The sequence below is a fragment of the Streptomyces sp. NPDC101225 genome (assembly GCF_044767585.1).
In the GTDB taxonomy this organism is placed as follows: domain Bacteria; phylum Actinomycetota; class Actinomycetes; order Streptomycetales; family Streptomycetaceae; genus Streptomyces.
Map to the genome: position 1 here is coordinate 180,772 of NZ_JBIWOE010000011.1, position 18,079 is coordinate 198,850.

The following is an 18,079-nucleotide window of genomic DNA, read 5'->3' on the forward strand; positions in this document are numbered from 1 at the left end:
GCACACCGGGCCGAGGGCGAGAGGGGGGCCGTCGATCGTACGGACCGCATCGCCCACGGCACGGCGTGCCGGCGGGTGTTCAGCAGCTGAGGTTGCCGCCCGTGGGGACGCCGAGGATCGAGGTGAAGTTCTGGTAGGCGTTGATCCGGCTCTGCACCTGTGCGGGGTTGCCGCCGTTGCATTCGATGCTGCCGTTGATCGAGCGGATGGTCTCGCCGAATCCGGCGCCGTTGACCATGGCGTTGTGCGGCGTCATGGTGCCCGGCCCGGTCTGGGTGTTCCAGTACCACAGGCCCGTCTTCCAGGCGACGGCCGAGTCGGTCTGCACCAGGTTGGGATTGTTCAGCAGGTCGATGCCCAGGGCGTCACCGGCCGCCTTGTAGTTGAAGTTCCAGCTGAGCTGGATCGGACCGCGTCCGTAGTAGGCGGACTGGCCCGCCGGGCAGCCGTAGGACCGGGAAGTGTCGCAGTAGTGCGAGTAGTTGGCGGTGTTCTGCTCGACGATGTAGACGAGGCCGCCGGTCTCGTGGCTGACGTTGGCGAGGAAGGCCGCCGCCTCCTGCTTCTTGACCGTGTCGCTGCCGGTGGTGGCGAAGCCGGGGTACGCGCTGAGCGCCGCGGTCAGACCGCTGTAGGTGTAGAAGGAGTTCCGGTTCGGGAACATCTGGTTGAACTGCGCTTCGCTCACCACGAACGATCCATTGGTCGGAGGGTTGGTACCGCCGCCTCCGGTGCAGCTGTACGGGTCCCAGTACCAGGTGCTGATCGTCGGGTCGTAGCCCGGGTTGTCGTGGGATGCCTTGTAGTAGTTGCCGTTGGTGTACTGAACGATGTCGCCGGCCACGTAGGCACGGCCCGCGACCCAGGCCGGATAGCTGCAGCCGCTTCCCCCGCCGCTGCCGCCCGAGCCGCCCGTGCAGGAGCCCTGGTCGGCCCAGACTCCGGAACCGCCGGTCGACGGCGTCTCGCCCTGGGTCCACCATTTGGCCAGCCAGTTGTGCCCGTTGTACGAAGCGCTCATGCCACCGGTGTAGACCGAGGAGGAGTTCCAGCTGGCGGCGCAGGTGGCGGCCGATGCGGTTGTCGTCATCGGCCCCAGGAGAACAAGCCCTACCGCGGTGGCAAGTGCGGCGATGAACGCCATGAGGCGCCGTCTGGACATGCGACCACTCCTTCGAGGGGGGTGAGCGGGGTGACTTCAAACTGAAGCGAAATGGTCTGGACCTGTCAAGGTCTAGACCAAGTTCTGTTGCGTTGGGCTGCTCAAGACCCTGGACGCGCCGCACTGGGAAGGCCGGCCATGCTGGAGACCGAGGCTGTCGTCCTGCGGAAAGGTCGGTCGTCACGGCAGAATGTGCCGTCTGATGAAACGTCTGGTTCCGCTACGGGGCCGTCAGTTGCGGAGGCTGGGATGACCGAACCGCGTGACCCGTCGGAGTCCCTTCAGCCCATGCCGGTACCGAACTGGCTGGATCAGGTGTGCGAGGCACTCCACGAACCGACGGCACATCGCTCCGGGCTGCCGTACACCGCTGCCGAGGTGCCGTTCGTCGCGGTGCACCACTGGCATGCAGGTGCGGTCGCGGACCTGATCGGTGAGGCGACGGGCCGGCGCGGCGTGGATGCGGCGCCGCACGATGCCGTGCGCGCGGTGCACGCACGCGCGGCGGCCGGTGAAGCCATCGGCGAACATGCCTGGTCGGCGGTGCTGGAACCGGCCTTGGCCGACGTGTACCGGCTTGCCTATCCCCGCGAACAGGTGCACTCTCGGGCTTCGTCGGCAGCGGCCTCCTTCGCGCGCTCGCGCGGTTGGTTCGAGGGCGAGGCCGAACACTACGGCGAGACCTACGCGCGCCTGAACACGGAGGTGAGCGAGCGCGTGCACGCGGAGGCCAACGCGCTCGCGAACGCCGCCGCGTACAGCGCGGCCTTTGCCTCCCACGATGCGGAGGACTACGCCCGCGCCTGGCCCTTCGCGATGGTGCGGGCGTGGATCGCCGCCTACAGCGGGCCGGCCGACACCGACGGGTCGGCCGCCCGGGAGGCCCGTACACGCCTCCGGGACGGCCTCGTCGACGCGGTCGGGCGCGCACGCGTGAGCAGGTGAGCGCGGGAGGCGACGTCAGCCCTTGACGGGGCCGCCGTTGATCGCGACGCGCCGACCGTATCGGGCGTAGGGATAGTAGTCGTAGGACGCATGATGCTGGACGCAGCGGTTGTCCCAGAAGACGAGGGTGCCCGGGGTCCAGCGGACGCGGCAGTGCAGGACCGGCCTGGACGCGATGGTGTCGAAGAGCAGGGCGAGCAGGGCCTGGCTCTCCTGCGGGGCGAGCTGCGGGATACGGCTGGTGTAGGCCTTGTTGACGTAGAGCAGCTTGCGGTCGGTCTCCGGGTGACGGGCGACGAGCGGGTGCTCGCTCCTGGGGATGACGTAGTCCGGGGGCGGGGTGTAACCCGCCAGGGCCTGGGCGCCGTCGTGGATTGCGGTGAGCGGGTCCAGCAGGGAGCGCATGGCCGGCGAGAGCATGGCGTAGGCGAGGTGCATGTTGGCGAAGAGAGTGTCGCCTCCGCAGCCCGGTTGGGGGATCTCGGTGAGGTAGAGCATCGACCCGAGCGAGGGTTCGGCGTCGGCCGTGCCGTCGGCGTGCCAGCCGTTGCCCGCCACGTTCGCCGCGGCCGCGGTCGTGCGGATCTCCAGGATGTAGGGGTCGCCCTCGGGAGGCGGTGGATTGACGGGACGCAGCTCGCCGAAGGCGGCGGCGAAACGCTTGTGGTCCTCGACGGTGATCGTCTGATCACGGAAGACCAGGACGTGGTGATCGCGGAACGCGGCGCGTATCTCGTCCAGTTGCTCCGCCGGTAGGTCTTCCGACAGGTCGGCGCCGGAGACTTCCGCGCCCAGAACGGGGGTGATCCGTTCCACCGTGATCGTGCGGTAGGGGTGCAGGGGACGCGTGGTCACCGCTTCCAGTGCGTCGCGTTCGTAGGACTCCATGACATCCTCCACAGGGGGTTGGGTTACAGGCCGCGGTCGAGCAGCTCGGCGAGGACGATGCGGCCGAAGGCGAGGTTGCCGTGGATCTCGTCGTCCGCCTCACACAGTTCGGGGCGCTGCAGGCCGTCCGGACCGGTGGTCCTGCCGCGCAGGTCCACGACCTCGACGCCGCGCTGCGACACGGCCAGCCGGATGCGTTCCTGGGCGGCCATGAACACCGCCGGATCGGACTGGCCGGGGATCCGCTGCGGCGGCATCACCGCCAGGACGCGCAGTCCGAGGCCCACGGCGTGTTCGTAGAAGCCGAGGGCGTCGCGGACAACGGCGCGCACGATGGCGCCGAACAGGGGGGCGGCGAGGAAACCCGGCGGGACGGCTCCCGAACGGTCGCGGTAGAGGTCCCAGTTCTCCCGCAGCGCGACGAAGTGCGCGCAGAATCCGAACGTGGCGACCAGCGGGACGCCCAGCCCGGCGAGGACGTCGACGCCGAGCTCCTGGAGGAAACGGCGGTAGTGCTCCTCGGCCTCGTCGGACCGGAAGACGACGTCGGTGCCGCCGGGGGTGTCGCGGGTGGTGAAGAAGCGGTCGGTGAACTCCCGGCCGGCACCGATGGGGCCGCCCTGGAAGGGGATACCGGACTGCCGCGCCGCACGTCCGATCGGTCCCGCGTGGGAGTCGCCGAGCAGCAGGAACCTAGCGGGGGCTGTAGTAGTCAAGGACGGCGTCCTCACAGGCGGCCTCTCCTGGGCGGGTGACGGTGTCGCGGGCGGGCCGCGGTCGCGTGGGGCGGCGGTGGAGTCCTGCCACGAAGTGCCGCATCACGAAGGCGACTCCCTCGGGGGTCACGGTGCGCTGGTTCGGGCCGAAGAACCGGCCGGTGAAGACCGGGCCGGTGATGAGCTCGTAGGACGGGAAGTAGTCGATGTCCGGGTCCTCCAGGGCGAGTTGACCGGCGACCGCGCGCAGTACGGACTTGGTGTAGCCGTTGGCGGTCAGCGCGTGGCCGCCGGTGGCGGTCGCGGTCAGCGGCTGCGGTGACACCGTCAGCAGGATGCGCAGGCCGGGGTTCACCTCACGTGCCATCGCGATCGCCTCGGCCATGTCCCGGTGCGCTTCCGCGAAGGTGAAGTTGTGCAGGGTGTACCGCTCGGCGTCGAAGGTGCCGCGGACGGTGCCGGGACAGGTGGGGTGGACGGTGCCGTCGGCGGCGTCGCGCCATGCCTCGGTGAGTCCCATGGTGAACACCAGGCATCCGGCGGTGGTGACGGCCGTGCGGACGGCGGCCAGCGTGACCTCGCGTGACCGCAGCATCTCGGCCGGCGAGGCGAAGCCCTCGGGCTCGATCGCGGGGCGGTAGGGGTCGACCCAGCGGTCGCCGTCGGGCCAGGCCTCCTCGGGCGGCGGCAGGTGGCCGAGGGCCCACGACAGCCACTGGCGCAGGACCGCGGGTGTGTAGATGTTGCCGGTGCGGAAGGAGAAGGCGCCGTAGCCGCGGTCCTGACGCTGCTGCCGGGTCAGGCCGGGCGGGGCGGGTTCGGCGTCGAGCCAGTTCATGCCCGAATCCAGCAGGGCCCGGCCGATCTGCGCGGCGAAGCAGGAGCCCGCGGTGACGACCGGGTCGTCCTGGCCGAGGACGAACTTGGGAGTCCAGACGTCCTCGATGTCCAGCGGGTCCGGTTCGGCGACGGCGGGCCGCCAGAACGACCGCAGGGGCAGGGATCGATAGGGGTTCACCGGGCGTGCTCCGATCCTGGCTCGCGTGGGGTCCGGGCATCGGCTGCCGGATCGGCCAGCGTTGCCGTGATGGTTTCGGCCACCTCGTTCACATGGGGTGGCGCGACGATGCCGTAGTGGTCGGTGGGCAGGGACCGCCGTACGGCGGTGGGGGGCAGACAGGCTGTCCACTGCCGGTCCGTCTCCTGCGCGCCGCCGGGTGCGGGCAGGCCCGGCGTGGGGTGTTCGGCCAGCCACAGGACGGTGGGGGTGAGGGCGAGGGGCCGCACCCGGTGCTCGCCCAGGCTGCGCAGATTGGCCCGGCAGCGGTCGGCCAGTCTCTCGGCGTACGCCTGCGCGTGTGGTGCCGGCAACGATGAGTTCCCGGCGCCGAGTTCGGCGGCGAACACCTTCTCGAGACGGGCCTCGTCGTAGGCGGCGACCAGTGCGTCCGCCCGCGGAGGCGGCGGGTCCAGCAGATGGAGCGCCTCCAGGGGCTGCCCGGCCGCCTCGGCGAGGCCTGCCATCTCCATGGCCACCCGGGCACCGTAGGACCATCCGGCCAGGTGGAGGCGGTGGCCGGGGCCGCCGAAGCGGTCGCGAAGTGCCGCGTCGTAGTGACGGGCACGCTCGGCCAGCGTCCACGCGGGCGTGCCGGGGTCACGCAGTGCCGGATCGGCGATGAGGCAGACCGTCGGCGCGGGCCCGAGTGCTGTCACCAGGGACCGGTACACCTGGATGTCCCCGCCCACCGGATGGATCAGGCACAGGACGGCCGGGCCGGCTCCCTCCTGCCAGACGTCGAGCACGACCCGGGGATCGACGTTCCTGGGCGTCCGGGCGGTGGGCTCCGCGGGGGTGAGGGCCGCGTCCATGTGCTTGAGGATCTCGTTGAGGCTGACCCGGTGGCTGAAGGACCCCAGGTCGTAGGCGACGCCGTAGTCGTCCTCGATCCGGGCGATCAGGCTGATCAGGGTCAGCGAGTCGGCGCCGAGGTCGTACAGGGAGTCGTCCGGGTCCAGATCGTCCACGCCGAGCAGGTCCTGGATGACGCGGGACAGGGCGGCGGCACGTTCCCCGGCGCCGTCCCGGTCGGCCCGGCCCGCCTCGCCGTCCGCGTCGTGGGCGGGCCCGGACCGGGCGGTGAGCGGTTGCGCCGGGCCGTCGGCGGAGGGGGCGTAGAACGTGCGCGAGGCAGCGATGTCGGTGGTGGACACGAGAAGCTGCGGCAGTCGCACGGCCAGGGCCCGAGCAAGGACCTCCTTGCCTTCCTCGACCGTCAGACCGACCTCCAGATGGGCCTGGTGGCGGCTGTCCGTGTCGAGGACCCGGGTCGCCATTCCGGTCTCCCGCCAGACGTCCCAGTCGATGCCGATCCGGGCCGTCGTCTCCCCTTCCCCGGCACGGTGGTGGGCGAAGCCGTCGAGGAGGCTCGCGCCGGCCGCGTAGTCGCTCTGGCCGACGCCGCCGAGCAGGGCGGACATCGAGGAGCAGTACACCGCGATCTCCGGCCGGAAGGTCTCGATCAGGTGCTCCACGACGAGTGCGCCGTTCTCCCGGGCCGCGGTCGCCTCGCGCATCGCCGTGGCGTCGCGGCGTACGAGCAGTGCACCGGCACCCGTCCCGGCCGCGTGGATCACGCCGTCCAGCCGTCGGGTTCGCTCGGCGACGGCCGCCACGACCTCGTGCACCGGCGCAGCCGCCAGGTCCGCCGCGACCAGATCGACGCGGTCGGCCCAGCGGGTCAGCTCCTCGGGCAGCCCTGGGTTCCTCGACAGAAGCAGCACCCGGCCGCGGGAGTGTTCCAGCAGCCAGGAGGCGAGGGCGCGGCCCATGCCGCCCGTGCCGCCGAGTATCAGATGGACCGTGTCTTCGCCGGACGGTGCCAGGGTGTTCGTCGCGGGCGGCGCCGAGACCGGCGTGGTGCCCGGCCGCCACCAGTGGCCCTGGCGCAGTGCCAGCTGCCGGGGCAGTGCCGGATCGGCGGTACGGCCGCTTCGGCGTGCTTCGGCAACGGCGGAGGCCACGTGTCCGGCCCAGCGGGTGAGGTCGCCGTCGGGGAGGTCCAGCCAGTGGCCGTCCAGGGCGCCCTCCTGGGGAGCCACCTCCACCGGCCCTGCCAGGAGGGCCAGTTCGGGCCGGTCCACCGTCCCGAGCACGGGCCGCGCGCCGTACGACAGCCACCACACGCGGGGGGAGGCGGACCGGCCGGCCAGCGCCTGGGCCAGGGCCGCGGTGGTGTCCAGGCATGCATGGCGGGCGTGTTCGAGCGTATCGGGGCCGATGGGGCCCTTCACGGCCAGCGGCAGCGCGTGCACCCACTCCACGTCGGTCAGGGCGTCGTCGGCGCCGTCCTCGGACAGCGCGTCGAGCAGCAGGCGCAACGACGCCGGGTCGGACGGGTCGGCCGCGAAGACGTCGGGTCCGCTACGGGCGAAGCCGCTGGACGGGTGCACCCGCACCACCCGTGAGGCCACGGCCTCGAAGGGGGCGATCGCCGTCCGCGGCAGGGTCTGCGCGACGAACACCACGACGGGCGCGCGGTCGGCCGGTGCGGTGGTGGCCAGGGCGGTGGCGTGGCGCAGCCGGACCCAGTGCGGCTGGTGCAGCCAGTCGGCCGGCGACAGCCGCTGGGGTTTCGTGTCCGCAGCGCTGGGCCCGCGGTCGAAGTCGTACCGCGCGAGCGCGAAGGACGGGGGTGGGAAGTCCCAGGGCGCCGGGGCCGGACCCCGCTGCCAGTCGACGGGCCTTCCGGCCGTCCAGTCCTCCGCGATGTCGCGCGCCGTGCGGCCGGCAGCCGGCACCGCGGCGGCCTCCTGGTCCGCGAAGCCGTACGGTGTCTCCCCGGCCGCCACCGATCGCAGCCACCGAACGGCGGCCGCGGCCTCCGCGACGGGAGCCGCGGTCCGCAGGCGTCGGGGCGCACGTCCGGCCTGCAGATGGCGCAGCACCGACTCGTAGCGCTCGGGCCGCAGTTGGAGGTAGTCGGCGATCCGGGCGGCGTCGGCGGCGAGGGCGTCCGCGCTGGAGGCGGACAGCACCAGGCACGCGGGGACGTCGCCGGTTGCGGCGGTGCCGGTCCCGGTGTCCTGTTCCACGATGACGTGGGCGTTGGTGCCGCCGATCCCGAAACTGCTGACGGCGGCGACCCGTTCACGTCCCTCGGGCCAGGGACCGGCCTGGGCCGGGACGTGGAAGGGCGTGGGGTCGGGGCCGATCTCCGGGTTGAAGGCGCGGAAGTTGAGGTGGGGCGGGATGCTCCCGTGGTGGACGGCGAGGACGGCCCGTACGAGGCCCACCACACCGGCCGCCGCGCCCAGGTGCCCGATCTGGCTCTTGACGGAGCCGAGGGCGCAGCGGCCGGACTCGCTCACGTCGAAGGCCTGGCGCAACGCGCCGACCTCGACGGGGTCACCCAGCCGGGTGCCGGTTCCGTGGGCCTCGACGTAGCCGACGTCCGCGCCGGTGCGTCCGGCGCGGGCCAGCGCGGTGCGGATCACCTCGCGCTGCCCGGCCAGGGACGGTGCGCTGTAACTCATCTTGTCCGCGCCGTCGTTGTTGATCGCGGAACCCGTGATCACCGCGTAGACGGTGTCGCCGTCGCGCCGTGCCTGCCGCAGCGTTTTGAGGACGACGGCGCCGGCGCCGCTCGCGCCGACCGTTCCACTCGCGTCGTCGCTGAAGGGCCTGCAGGCACCGTCCGCGGAGAAGATGTGCTGCGGGCGGTAGCGGTAGCCGCCGGTCAGGCCGGGGTCGACGAGCACGCCTGCGGCGAGCATCGCCTCGGCCTCGCCCTGCCGGAGCAGGCCCGCCGCGAGGTGCACGGCGACCAGGGAACTGGAGCACGCCGTCTGGGCGCTGAAGGCGGGACCGGTCAGCCCGAGGTGGTAGGCCGCCTTGGTGGCCAGGAAGTCCTTCTCATGGTGCAGGGCGAGCTGGAAGCCGTCGGGCAGCCGGCCCGGGTCCGCCTCGCGCAGCATGGACTGGAAGTAGGTGTTCTCCCCCGCACCGGCCACCAGCCCCACGCGCATCGTCGAGGTGTCCGCGGCGCCCGCGTGTGCGAGGGCCTGCACGCAGGCCATCAGCAGGTGACGCTGCTGGGGGTCCATCAGGCGCGCTTCCTGCGGGCTGATGCCGAAGTGGCCCGGGTCGAAGTCGAACATCCCGTCGAGCGTGCTGTGCACGCCGACGACGCCGTCCGGGGCGTCGACGCTCCGGATGCCGGTGCCGCCCGCCACCACCAGGTCCCAGAAGCCGGCCAGATCCGGGGCGCCGGGCACCCGTACCGCCATGCCGACGACCGCGATCGGTTCGCCGGGACTCGGCAATCCGCCCTCTCGCGTGGTCCGTTCGGCGGGTGTCCGGGTGCCGGGGAGGCCGTCCGGGCCGAGGTGGCGGGCCAGGGAGCGGACGGTGACGTGCTCGAAGAGGTCCGTGACGCTGAAGCGCAGACCGAGTTCGGTGGCGCAGTGCAGGTGGAAGCGCATGAGAGCGAGGCTGGAGGCACCCGCCTCGAAGAAGGTCTGGTCCGGTCCGATCGTCGACCCGGTGACCGTCTCGAAGGCGGCGGTGAGCTGCTCCTCCTGGGCCGACAGCGCGGTGCGGGTGACCGCCGGACGGCGCAGCTCCTCGCCCGGTGCCGCGAGCGCCGCCATCCGGTCGAGCTTGCCGCTGGCGGTGCGGGGCATCGTCCGCAGTCTCCGGAAGCGGTCCACGCGGACGTAGGACGGCAGCAGCGCCGAGAGATGGGAGGTCAGGTCGTCGGCGGACGGGGGCTCACCACGCAGCTCCAGACAGGCCGTCAGCCGGTCGCCGTCACGCGCGACGACGGCGTTGGCCACCGCCGGATGGCGCAGCAGGGCCGCCTCGACGGAGCCGAGTTCCAGCCGGTGCCCGCTCACTTTGATCTGCTGGTCGTCGCGGCCCGCGTAGTGCAGCAGGCCCTCGTGGTCGAACCACGCCCGATCCCCGCTGCGGTAGAACAGGCCCTCGCCGGGCGGCTCGACGAAGCGGGTGTCGTCGAGACCGGGTTCGTCGAGGTAGCAGCGGGCGGTCATGGTGCCGCCGATCAGCAGCTCGCCGGTGCACCCGGGCGGAACCGGGTCGCCCTGGGCGTCCACCACGCGCAGCTCGGCGCCTGCCACGGGGCGGCCGATGGCGGGCCGCTCGGGCCACCGCTGCGGGTCGCCCTCCAGGCACAGGGCACTGACCACGTGCGTCTCGGTCGGCCCGTAGTGGTTGAACAGGCGGGCGCCGGGCAGTGCCGCGAACCAGCGGCGGACGGTGTCGGTACACACCAGTTGCTCGCCCGCGGTGATCACCTCACGCAGCCGGGACGGGAACCTGCCCAGACGTACCCCGTACTCCGCGAGCAGTTGCAGGGCCACGTAGGGCATGAAGATCCGCTCGGTGCCCGCGGCCTCGAGCCGCTCCAGGAGCGCGGGGGCGTCCTGACGCCATTCGGGGCGGATGAGCTGGAGGGTGCCGCCGGTGCACAGGGTGCCGAAGATCTCCTGGAAGGACACGTCGAACGCCAGCATCGAGAACTGCTGGGTGACGGCCGGGGCGGTGAGGCCGCCGGGGCCGGACTGCCACCGGATCAGGTCGCACAGCGTGCGGTCGGAGATCTGGACGCCTTTGGGGACGCCGGTGGAGCCGGAGGTGAACAGCGTGTACAGCGGCCGGGCGCCGTCGTGCGTACGTCCGTCGTACGGGGCGTTCGCGACACCGCCCTGCCGCGGCGGCGGATCCAGCAGGACGACGAGGTGGCGCACCGTGCCGTGCGGGAGCAGTGTGTCCAGCGCCGGCGCGCCGTCGGGTGTGACCAGGACGCACAGCGGGTCGACCCGGGTCAGTACGCGGCGCAGGGTGTCGGCCGGGTACGACGGGTCGAGCGGTACGGCGGTGACGTTCAGGCGCGCCAGCGCGAGCAGGGCGACGACGTGCTCGGCGGACGGGTTCAGGTACAGGGCCACGCGGCAGGGGCTGCCGTCGGCCGGGATCGGGTAGTGGCCGGCCAGGTCCGCGGCGAGGTCTGCCGCGAGGGCGTCGAGCGCGGCGTAGCTCAGGGTGCTTCCGTCCGCCGTGGCCACCGCAGGGGCGTCCGGGGTGCGGGCGACCTGCCGTGCGAAGCCTTCGGCGATGGTGGTGAAGCCCGGTGTGGGGGCGGGCCCGCGCCCGTGAACCGGCAGGGACCGCCGGTAGGGTGCCACCAGTTCCCGCGCGGTGGACCGGCCGCCGGACGCCAGCGCGTCCACGCCCCGCCGCAGCAGCTCGGCCATCGCCTCGACGGCCTCGCCGGTGAAGCGGTCCTCGGCGTACTCCCACAGCACGTCGAGGCCGTCGGGGTGCTCGACGACGGAGACCGTCATCGGGCACTTGGCCTCCGACGCGGCCCACCACAGGGGGCGCTGGGCGCAACCGGGTAGCCGCAGCGCCCCGAAGTCGGTGTTCTCCAGGACGAACAGGAAGTCGAACGGGGTGCTGTCGCCGACGGCGTCCCAGCCGGCCAGAACGTCCGCGAGCGCCACGTCCTGGCGCCGCAGCACCTGCCCGGTGCCGGTCCCGGTGCGGGCGAGCTGCGCGCGAAGGTCTTCACCGGGCACGACGGTCACGGGCAGCAGCACGGTGTTCGCCATCATGCCCACGCTGTCCTCGAACTCGCGCACCGGGCGGTTGGCGACCGGCGCGGCGATACGCGGGCGGACCAGGCCGGTCACACCGTACAGACTCCAGGAGAACACGCTCAGCAGGACCTGGAAGCGGGTCAGCCCGAGTTCGGCGCACACCCGGTCCACCTGAGCCCGGCGTTCGACGTCGAGCGTCGTGCGCAGCAGCCGCGCCCGGGGGGCCGCAAGCGCGTTCTCGGCGGGCAGCGTCTCCTGGGGCTCCGCCAAGTCCTGGTAGTGCGCCAGGAGTTCGTCGCGCTGTGCGCGGTAGGACGCGGTGGTGAACCAGTCGCTCTGCCAGGCCGCGAAGTCCAGCGGGGTCGGAGCCGGAGCCGTGTTCGGGTCGGTCGCGGTGACGGAGCCGGTGGTCTCGGCGTAGCAGGTGGACAGATCCCGCAGCAGGATGCCGAGCGACCAGCCGTCGACGGCGATGTGGTGCAGGTGCAGCAGGAGCGTTCCGCCGCCCTCGCGCGGCAGCCAGCAGGCCCGCAGCATGCGGGGCACGGCGAGGTCGAACGGCTCGTCGAAGAAGGCGGCGGCGAAGGCGCGCGCCTCCTCCTCGTCACCGGCCTGCCACGTGGCCGGCTCCTGCCAGGGATCGTACGGTTCGCCGACCGTCTGCCGCAGTCCGCGCGGTCCGAGGGTGAAGCCCGTCCGCAGTGCCGCGTGGCGTGCCACCAGGCTCCGCAGCGCCTGCCGGAGCGCAGCGGCGTCGACGGGCCCGTCCAGGCGGAAGGCCTGGTTGACGGAGTACGCCCGGGAGCCCGTTGCGCGGCGCTGCAGCAGCCACAGCCGCTGCTGCTCGCTGGTGGCGGGCGCCGAGTGGGCACCGGCGACCACCGGTGCCGGGCAGGCGTTCTCCTCGCCGGGGCCGGGCGCGGTCACGGCCTGGGCGATCGCCGCCAGGTCGCCGTGCAGGACGTCCGCCTGCGTCAGGTGGCGACCCCACCGCCGCCGTACGGCGAAGCAGAACCGCAGGGCCTTCAGCGAGTCACCGCCGGCCGCGATCCACCGGTCCTCGGGGCCGAGGCCGGCGGTGGCCAGGATCTCCTCGGCCAACGCGACGACCGCGCGCTCCGTCTCCGTCGCGGCCGGTCTGCCGCTCGCGGCCGGCCGCCAGGGACGGCCTGCCTGCCGCAGCAGCGCGGCCTGGTCGACCTTGCCGTTGGCGTTGAGGGGCAGCTCCGCCACGCGATGGATCTGGTGCGGGCGCATGTAGACGGGAAGGTGGGCCGCGAGGTGGCCGTCCAACTCCTCCCAGGACAGGTCCTGTTGCAGGACGACGAATGCCAGCAGTTCGTGCGGCCCGTCCTGGCCCGCACGCCGCGTGCACACGTAGGCCCGCCGGATCGCCGGATGGGACAGAACATGCCGTTCCACCTCGCCGGGCTCGATCCGGAAGCCGCGGACCTTGACCTGGCGGTCGGTGCGTCCGACGTACTCCACCCGGCCCTCGGCATCCGCCCGGACGAGGTCGCCGGTGCGGTAGTACCGGTCCTTTCCTCCGTCGAGCCAGGGAAGCCGCACGAAGCGCCGCTCGGTCTCCTCGGGGAGGTTGCGGTAGCCGACCGCGAGTCCGGCACCGCTCAGCAGGAGTTCGGCGACCTCGCCGGGCGCCGCGACCCTCTCCGTGCCCGGCACGACCAGGACGCCGCCGGTCTGCGGCAGGGGCCGGCCGATCGGCACCACGTCACCGTCGAAGTCCCGCGGGATCGGATGGCACAGGGCGAAGGTGGTGGACTCCGTCGGCCCGTAGACATTGAACAGGCGGGTGCCGCTGCCGGCGTTGTGCCGGTACCAGCGGCGCATCACCCGGGGGTCGAGCTGCTCGCCGCCCACCAGAACCTCACCGGCCCCGGCGAAGCAGTCCGGCACGGCCGTCACCACCGCGTCGAACAGCGCGGTCGTGATGAAGACGGTGTCCACCCGCTCGTGCCGTAGCGCCGCCGCGAGCCGCTCGGGAACCCGTACGTCCGCGTCGCGCAGGACCACGCAGCAGCCGCCGGTCAGCAGGGGAACCCAGACCTCGAAGCTCAGCGCGTCGAACGCCGGGTTCGCCAGGCAGGCGTAGCGCAGTCCTGGCCCGACACGGATGTAGCCGGGACGCGCGAGCCGCATGATCCCCGCGTCGCCGACCTGGACGCCCTTGGGCCGTCCCGTCGTTCCGGAGGTGTAGAACAGGAAGGACACCTCACCGGCGGGCCGCGGCGGCTGCACGGTGTCCGCGGCATCCGGGAGTTCGGGCAGCACCGTGTCCACGGCGAGCGCCTTCGTGCCCTGCGGAAGTCCGGTGGCACGCTCGGGAGCGGTGTGCACCAGCGCCGCCGCCCCGGAGTCCCGCAGGATGAAGTGGCGGCGTTCGGCGGGGCTTTGTGTGTCCAGCGGCACCACCTGCGCGCCCAGCCGCAGAATGCCCAGCATCACGCAGACCAGCCGCCATGAGCGCGGCAGCGCCACCGCCACGGTCTGCCCGGGCAGCACGCCGTGGCGGGCAAGTGCCCCCGCCACGGCGGCGGCCGCGGTGTTCAGTGTCGCGTAGTCCAGCCGTACGTCGCCGTCGGCGACCGCGTCCGCCGTCGGTGTGCGCAGGGCCTGGCGATGTATCTCCAGGGCGAGTCCCGCCTGGGTGCCCGGGTCCTCGGCGACGGCGGTGGGGGACGTCTCGACGCGCGGTTTCATCGGGCCTCCGACCTGACGGAAAAGGCCGTGCGCTCCGCCGCCGCCTCGCCGAGGCCGGTCTGCAGCCGGTCCAGTTCGGCGGCGAGGACGGTGGCGACACGCGGCAGTTCGTCGCTCTCCAACATGTCCCAGTGGCCGCAGGCCACCGGCTCGACCAGCAGTCCACCGCCGACCCGGCTGCGCCAGAACGCGCGCAGCCGGGCCGCCGCGTCGGCGCCGCCCTCGTCCTCCACGGCCGTCGCCTGCATCAGGACGACCCGGGCCGGCGAATCGGGCACGGCGTAGGCGCGCGCCGTCTCGCGGTGGTGGTTGTAGACGGTCAGGTACCGGGCGACCTGGTCGTCGTCGATGCCCGGGTACATGCCGTTGAAGCGGACCAGCTTCTGCCGGAACTCCGTCATGCCGACCGGCGTGATCGCGTCGCGCTGCTCCGCGTCCTCGGCGCCGTGGGTGTCGAGCAGGACCACGCTCGCCCTCTCGTGCCCGGCCGCCACCAGGCGGCGTCCCATCTCGTACGCGATCAGGCCGCCGTAGGAGAGCCCGCACAGCACCAGGGCCTCGTCCGGCCGGGGGTCGACGAGCCGCAGATACTCCTCGGCCATCGCCTCGACGCCGGGCAGGGTGGACTCGCCCGGGTTGATGCCGGGCGCCTGCAGTCCCACCACGCCGACGTCGTCGGGCAGCGCCGTGGACAGCGGCAGGTAGCAGAAGGCTGTGCCGCCGGCGGGGTGCACGCACACCACGCGCCGCCGTCCGCCGCCGCTGCGGAACTCCACCAGGCTGCTGTGCTCCGCAGGCCGGGCGGCCTCGGTCGCGCGGCCGCGCACCCGCTCGGCAAGTGCCTCGATGGTGGGATGCAGCATGACGTCCCGGACCGGCAGCGGTACGCCGAGTTCCTCCTCGACGGCGGACGCCATCTTGATCGCCGCGATCGACGTGCCGCCGAGCTCGAAGAAGTTGTCACCGATCCCGACGTCCGGGTGCAGCAGCACCCGCCGCCAGATCCGGTACAGCGCCATCTCGACGTGGTCGCGGGGAGCGGCCGTGTTGACCCGCCCGGTACGGGCCTGCGCCGCGGCCCGCAGGACCGCTGTCCGGTCCACCTTGCCACTGCGGTTCAACGGCAGCCGTCCGAACTCGGCGACCACGGCGGGGATCATGTAGTCCGGCAGGCGGTCCTCGAGGGCCGCGCGCCATTCGTACGGCGTCCGGGGCTCCCCGGCGTCGCATGCCACCCCGGCGACCAGGTGGGGGCCGCCCGCTGTGTCGGCGGCTGCCAGTACCACGGCCTCGCGTACACCGTGCACCGCGAGCAGCGCCGCCTCGACCTCGCCGGGTTCGATGCGGAAGCCGCGCAGCTTGAGCTGGTCGTCGCGGCGGCCGACGTACTCGGCGTTGCCGTCCGGCAGCCAGCGTGCCAGGTCGCCGGTGCGGTAGACGCGTTCGCCGGGCACGAAGGGGTCGGGGAGGAACCGCTCGTGGGTGAGGTCCGGCCGGTTCAGATATCCGCGGGCCAGGCTCGCTCCGCCGAGGTAGACCTCACCGGGAACCCCTATCGGCACCGGGCGCATGCGGTCGTCGAGCAGGTACAGGCGGGTGCCGCGCAGCGGTCGCCCGATGGGACACGACCGCTCGTACGGCTGCGGGTCGGTGTAGGCGGTGGAGTAGAGCGTCGCCTCGGTCGGGCCGTAGCCGAAGCAGATGCGCAGACCGGGCAGCAGCTCGCGCATGCGGTGCAGGGCGCCCTCCGGCAGGGACTCCACTCCGGTGAGGAGCTGGCGCAGGCGCAGCCCGGCCAGTCGCGTGGCGGGATCCTCGTCGATCCACAGGACGTAGGACGGAGGCAGGAAGGCCTGGGTGACCTCGTGGTCGCGCAACCAGCCCATCAGCGCCCCGGGGTCGCCGCGCAGCTCCTCGGGAACGATGTGGAGCACCGCTCCCGTGGTCAGCGGCATGAGGAGTTCGTGCACCGAGGCGTCGAAGCCGATGCTCGACCAGGCCGATGACGCCTCCCCGGGTGCGTCCCCCATGAGGTCGCGCCAGTGGTCGAAGAGATTGACGACGCTGCCGTGCGTCACCGCCACGCCCTTGGGGCGCCCGGTCGATCCCGAGGTGTAGATGACGTAGGCGAGCCGGGTGGGGTCCACGTCGATGCCCGGCGCGTCGTCGTGCGGCGCGCCGGCCTCCACCTTCGCGAGGTTCTCCCACAGCCGGCCGTCGTGCGTGGTGTCCGCCTGATCGGTCAGCACGAGTGCCGGTGCGGCGTCACGCACCATGGCAGCGAGCCGTTCAGGGGGCTGTCCGGGGTCGAGGGGCAGGTAGGCGGCCCCGGCCTTGAGGATGCCGAGCACGCCGACGACGAGCTCGGCGGTGCGTCCGGTGTGCAGGCCCACCACACGGTCAGGTCCGACACCGCGGGCGATCAGTGCGCCGGCCAGGCGGTTGGCCCGGCGGTCCAGCGTCGCGTAGTCCAGTTCCGTGTCACCGGCCACCACCGCCGGCTGCCGGGGCCGTTCGCGGACCTGCACCGCGAACCGTTCCAGCAGGCCGGGCCGGTGCGGTGCGCCCGGTGCGGCGGCGGGCCCTGTGCTGAAGGCCGCGAGGAGTTCCCGCTGCTCGTCCTCGTCCAGCAATGTCAGGTCGGCGATCGCGGCTCCGGGCCGCTGAGTCATCAGGCGCAGCACGCGCAGGAACTGGCGTACGTACCGTTCCATGGTCGCCCGGTCGAAGAGCGCCACCGCGTAGTCGATCTCCCCGGTGAGGTGCAGGCCCTCGTCGGCCAGCGCCAGCACCATGTCGAACTTCGCGGGGACGTGAGCGGCGTCCTCCCGTAACTCCACCTTCATGTCCGGGAGTTCGAGCTCGCTCCGCATCGAGGGGACCCAGGCGAACATGGTCTGGAACAGCGCCGTGCAGGCAGGGCTGCGCGGTGGGTTCACCAGCTCCACGACCCGCTCGAAGGGCAGGTCGACGTGTCCGAGGGCATCACGGATGCGTTGGTTCACCTGTCGCAGGACGTCGCTGACGCTGCGGGAGCGGGACAGGTCCGCGCGCAGGGCGAGGGTGTTGACGAAGAAGCCGATCAGGCCGTCGACGTCTCCGCGGCGGCGGTTCGACGTGGGAGCGCCGACAACGATGTCATCCTGCCCGGAGAGCAGGGACAACAGCACCGACCAGCCGGCCAGCACGGTCGCGTACAAGGAGACATCGTTGTCGGCGGCCAGGTCGCGCAGGGCCTGTGTCAGGTCGGCACCGACGGTCACGGGCACCCGGTCGCCTCGAAAATCCTGCTCGGGCGGGCGTGGCCGGTCGGTGGGCAGGGAGAGCACGGCCGGGGCACCGGCCAGGGTGGTGGACCAGTAGTCGGCGTGCGCCGCGGGCTCCTCCCCCGCCATCCACTCCCACTGCCAGCGGGTGTAGTCGCTGTACTGCCATGTCAGTTCGGGCAGCGACGGATCGTCGCCTTGCCGGAGCGCGGTGTACACCAGGCCCAGTTCTCGCAGCAGCAAAGAGCGCGACCAGCCGTCGAAGATGATGTGATGGGCCGTCAGCAGCAGGACGTGATGGTCCGGTTCGAGCGCCACGAGGCAGCCGCGCACCATGGGCTCCTCACCCGGACGGAACGGGGTGGCCTCCACTTCCCGCCGTGTCCGCGCGAACCGCTCGGCCGCGTCCGGAACTCCGGCCAGATCCACGAAGCGCACCGGGAACCCGGTCTGCGGCGGATCGACGACCTGAAGAGCCGAACCGCCGGACGGCACCAGCCGGGTGCGCAGGGCCTCGTGCCTGGCCGCGAGCAGATGCAGCGCCTGGAGGAGCAGGTCCCGGTCCAGCGGCCCCCGGATGTCGAAGGGCATCGGTTCGTTGTAGGCGGCACTGGCGTCACCGTCCATGCGCGCCATGACCCACAGCCGCTCCTGAGCCAGCGACAGGGGCGCGGGAGAGCCGGCGGTGCCGGAGTGATGGGGGACTGCAATGCTGGAGGAAGGCACGGATTACCCCTCACGAGAATAGAACGCGACGA

Annotated in this window: 7 protein-coding genes; 1 reads left to right on the forward strand and 6 read right to left on the reverse strand. The window is 72.4% G+C overall.

From position 1 onward, the window contains the following. Positions 1-79: 79 nt before the first annotated feature. Entirely contained in the window at positions 80-1,162 is a 1,083-nt protein-coding gene (locus ACIRPX_RS18540; protein ID WP_404195276.1) for a glycoside hydrolase family 19 protein, read from the reverse strand. A 249-nt stretch (positions 1,163-1,411) separates the two neighbouring features. Here ACIRPX_RS18540 and ACIRPX_RS18545 point away from each other — a divergent pair, with 249 nt between their 5' ends. Further along, complete coding sequence (locus ACIRPX_RS18545) at positions 1,412-2,107, forward strand: SpcZ (protein ID WP_404195278.1); 696 nt, start codon at positions 1,412-1,414, stop codon at positions 2,105-2,107. Between the two features lie 15 nt (positions 2,108-2,122). On the opposite strand, the gene ACIRPX_RS18550 is transcribed toward ACIRPX_RS18545, so the two are convergent. The 5 genes from ACIRPX_RS18550 to ACIRPX_RS18570 are packed head-to-tail and all read right to left on the reverse strand — an operon-like array spanning position 2,123 to position 18,047. Next, a complete protein-coding gene (locus tag ACIRPX_RS18550; protein ID WP_404195281.1) occupies positions 2,123-2,995 on the reverse strand; it encodes a TauD/TfdA dioxygenase family protein in 873 nt (290 codons plus the stop codon). A gap of 23 nt (positions 2,996-3,018) precedes the next feature. Beyond that, complete coding sequence (locus ACIRPX_RS18555; protein WP_404195283.1) at positions 3,019-3,711, reverse strand: hypothetical protein; 693 nt, start codon at positions 3,709-3,711, stop codon at positions 3,019-3,021. Continuing rightward, a complete protein-coding gene (locus ACIRPX_RS18560) occupies positions 3,689-4,729 on the reverse strand; it encodes a GSCFA domain-containing protein (protein ID WP_404195286.1) in 1,041 nt (346 codons plus the stop codon). The genes ACIRPX_RS18555 and ACIRPX_RS18560 overlap by 23 nt, the downstream gene beginning before the upstream one ends. Further along, positions 4,726-14,055: an amino acid adenylation domain-containing protein gene (locus ACIRPX_RS18565; RefSeq protein ID WP_404195289.1), complete on the reverse strand. Its 9,330-nt coding sequence runs from the start codon at positions 14,053-14,055 to the stop codon at positions 4,726-4,728. The genes ACIRPX_RS18560 and ACIRPX_RS18565 overlap by 4 nt, the downstream gene beginning before the upstream one ends. Next, the gene (locus ACIRPX_RS18570; protein ID WP_404195292.1) at positions 14,052-18,047 is read right to left on the reverse strand and encodes an amino acid adenylation domain-containing protein; all 3,996 of its coding nucleotides are present in this window, start codon (positions 18,045-18,047) and stop codon (positions 14,052-14,054) included. The genes ACIRPX_RS18565 and ACIRPX_RS18570 overlap by 4 nt, the downstream gene beginning before the upstream one ends. Positions 18,048-18,079 lie beyond the last annotated feature (32 nt).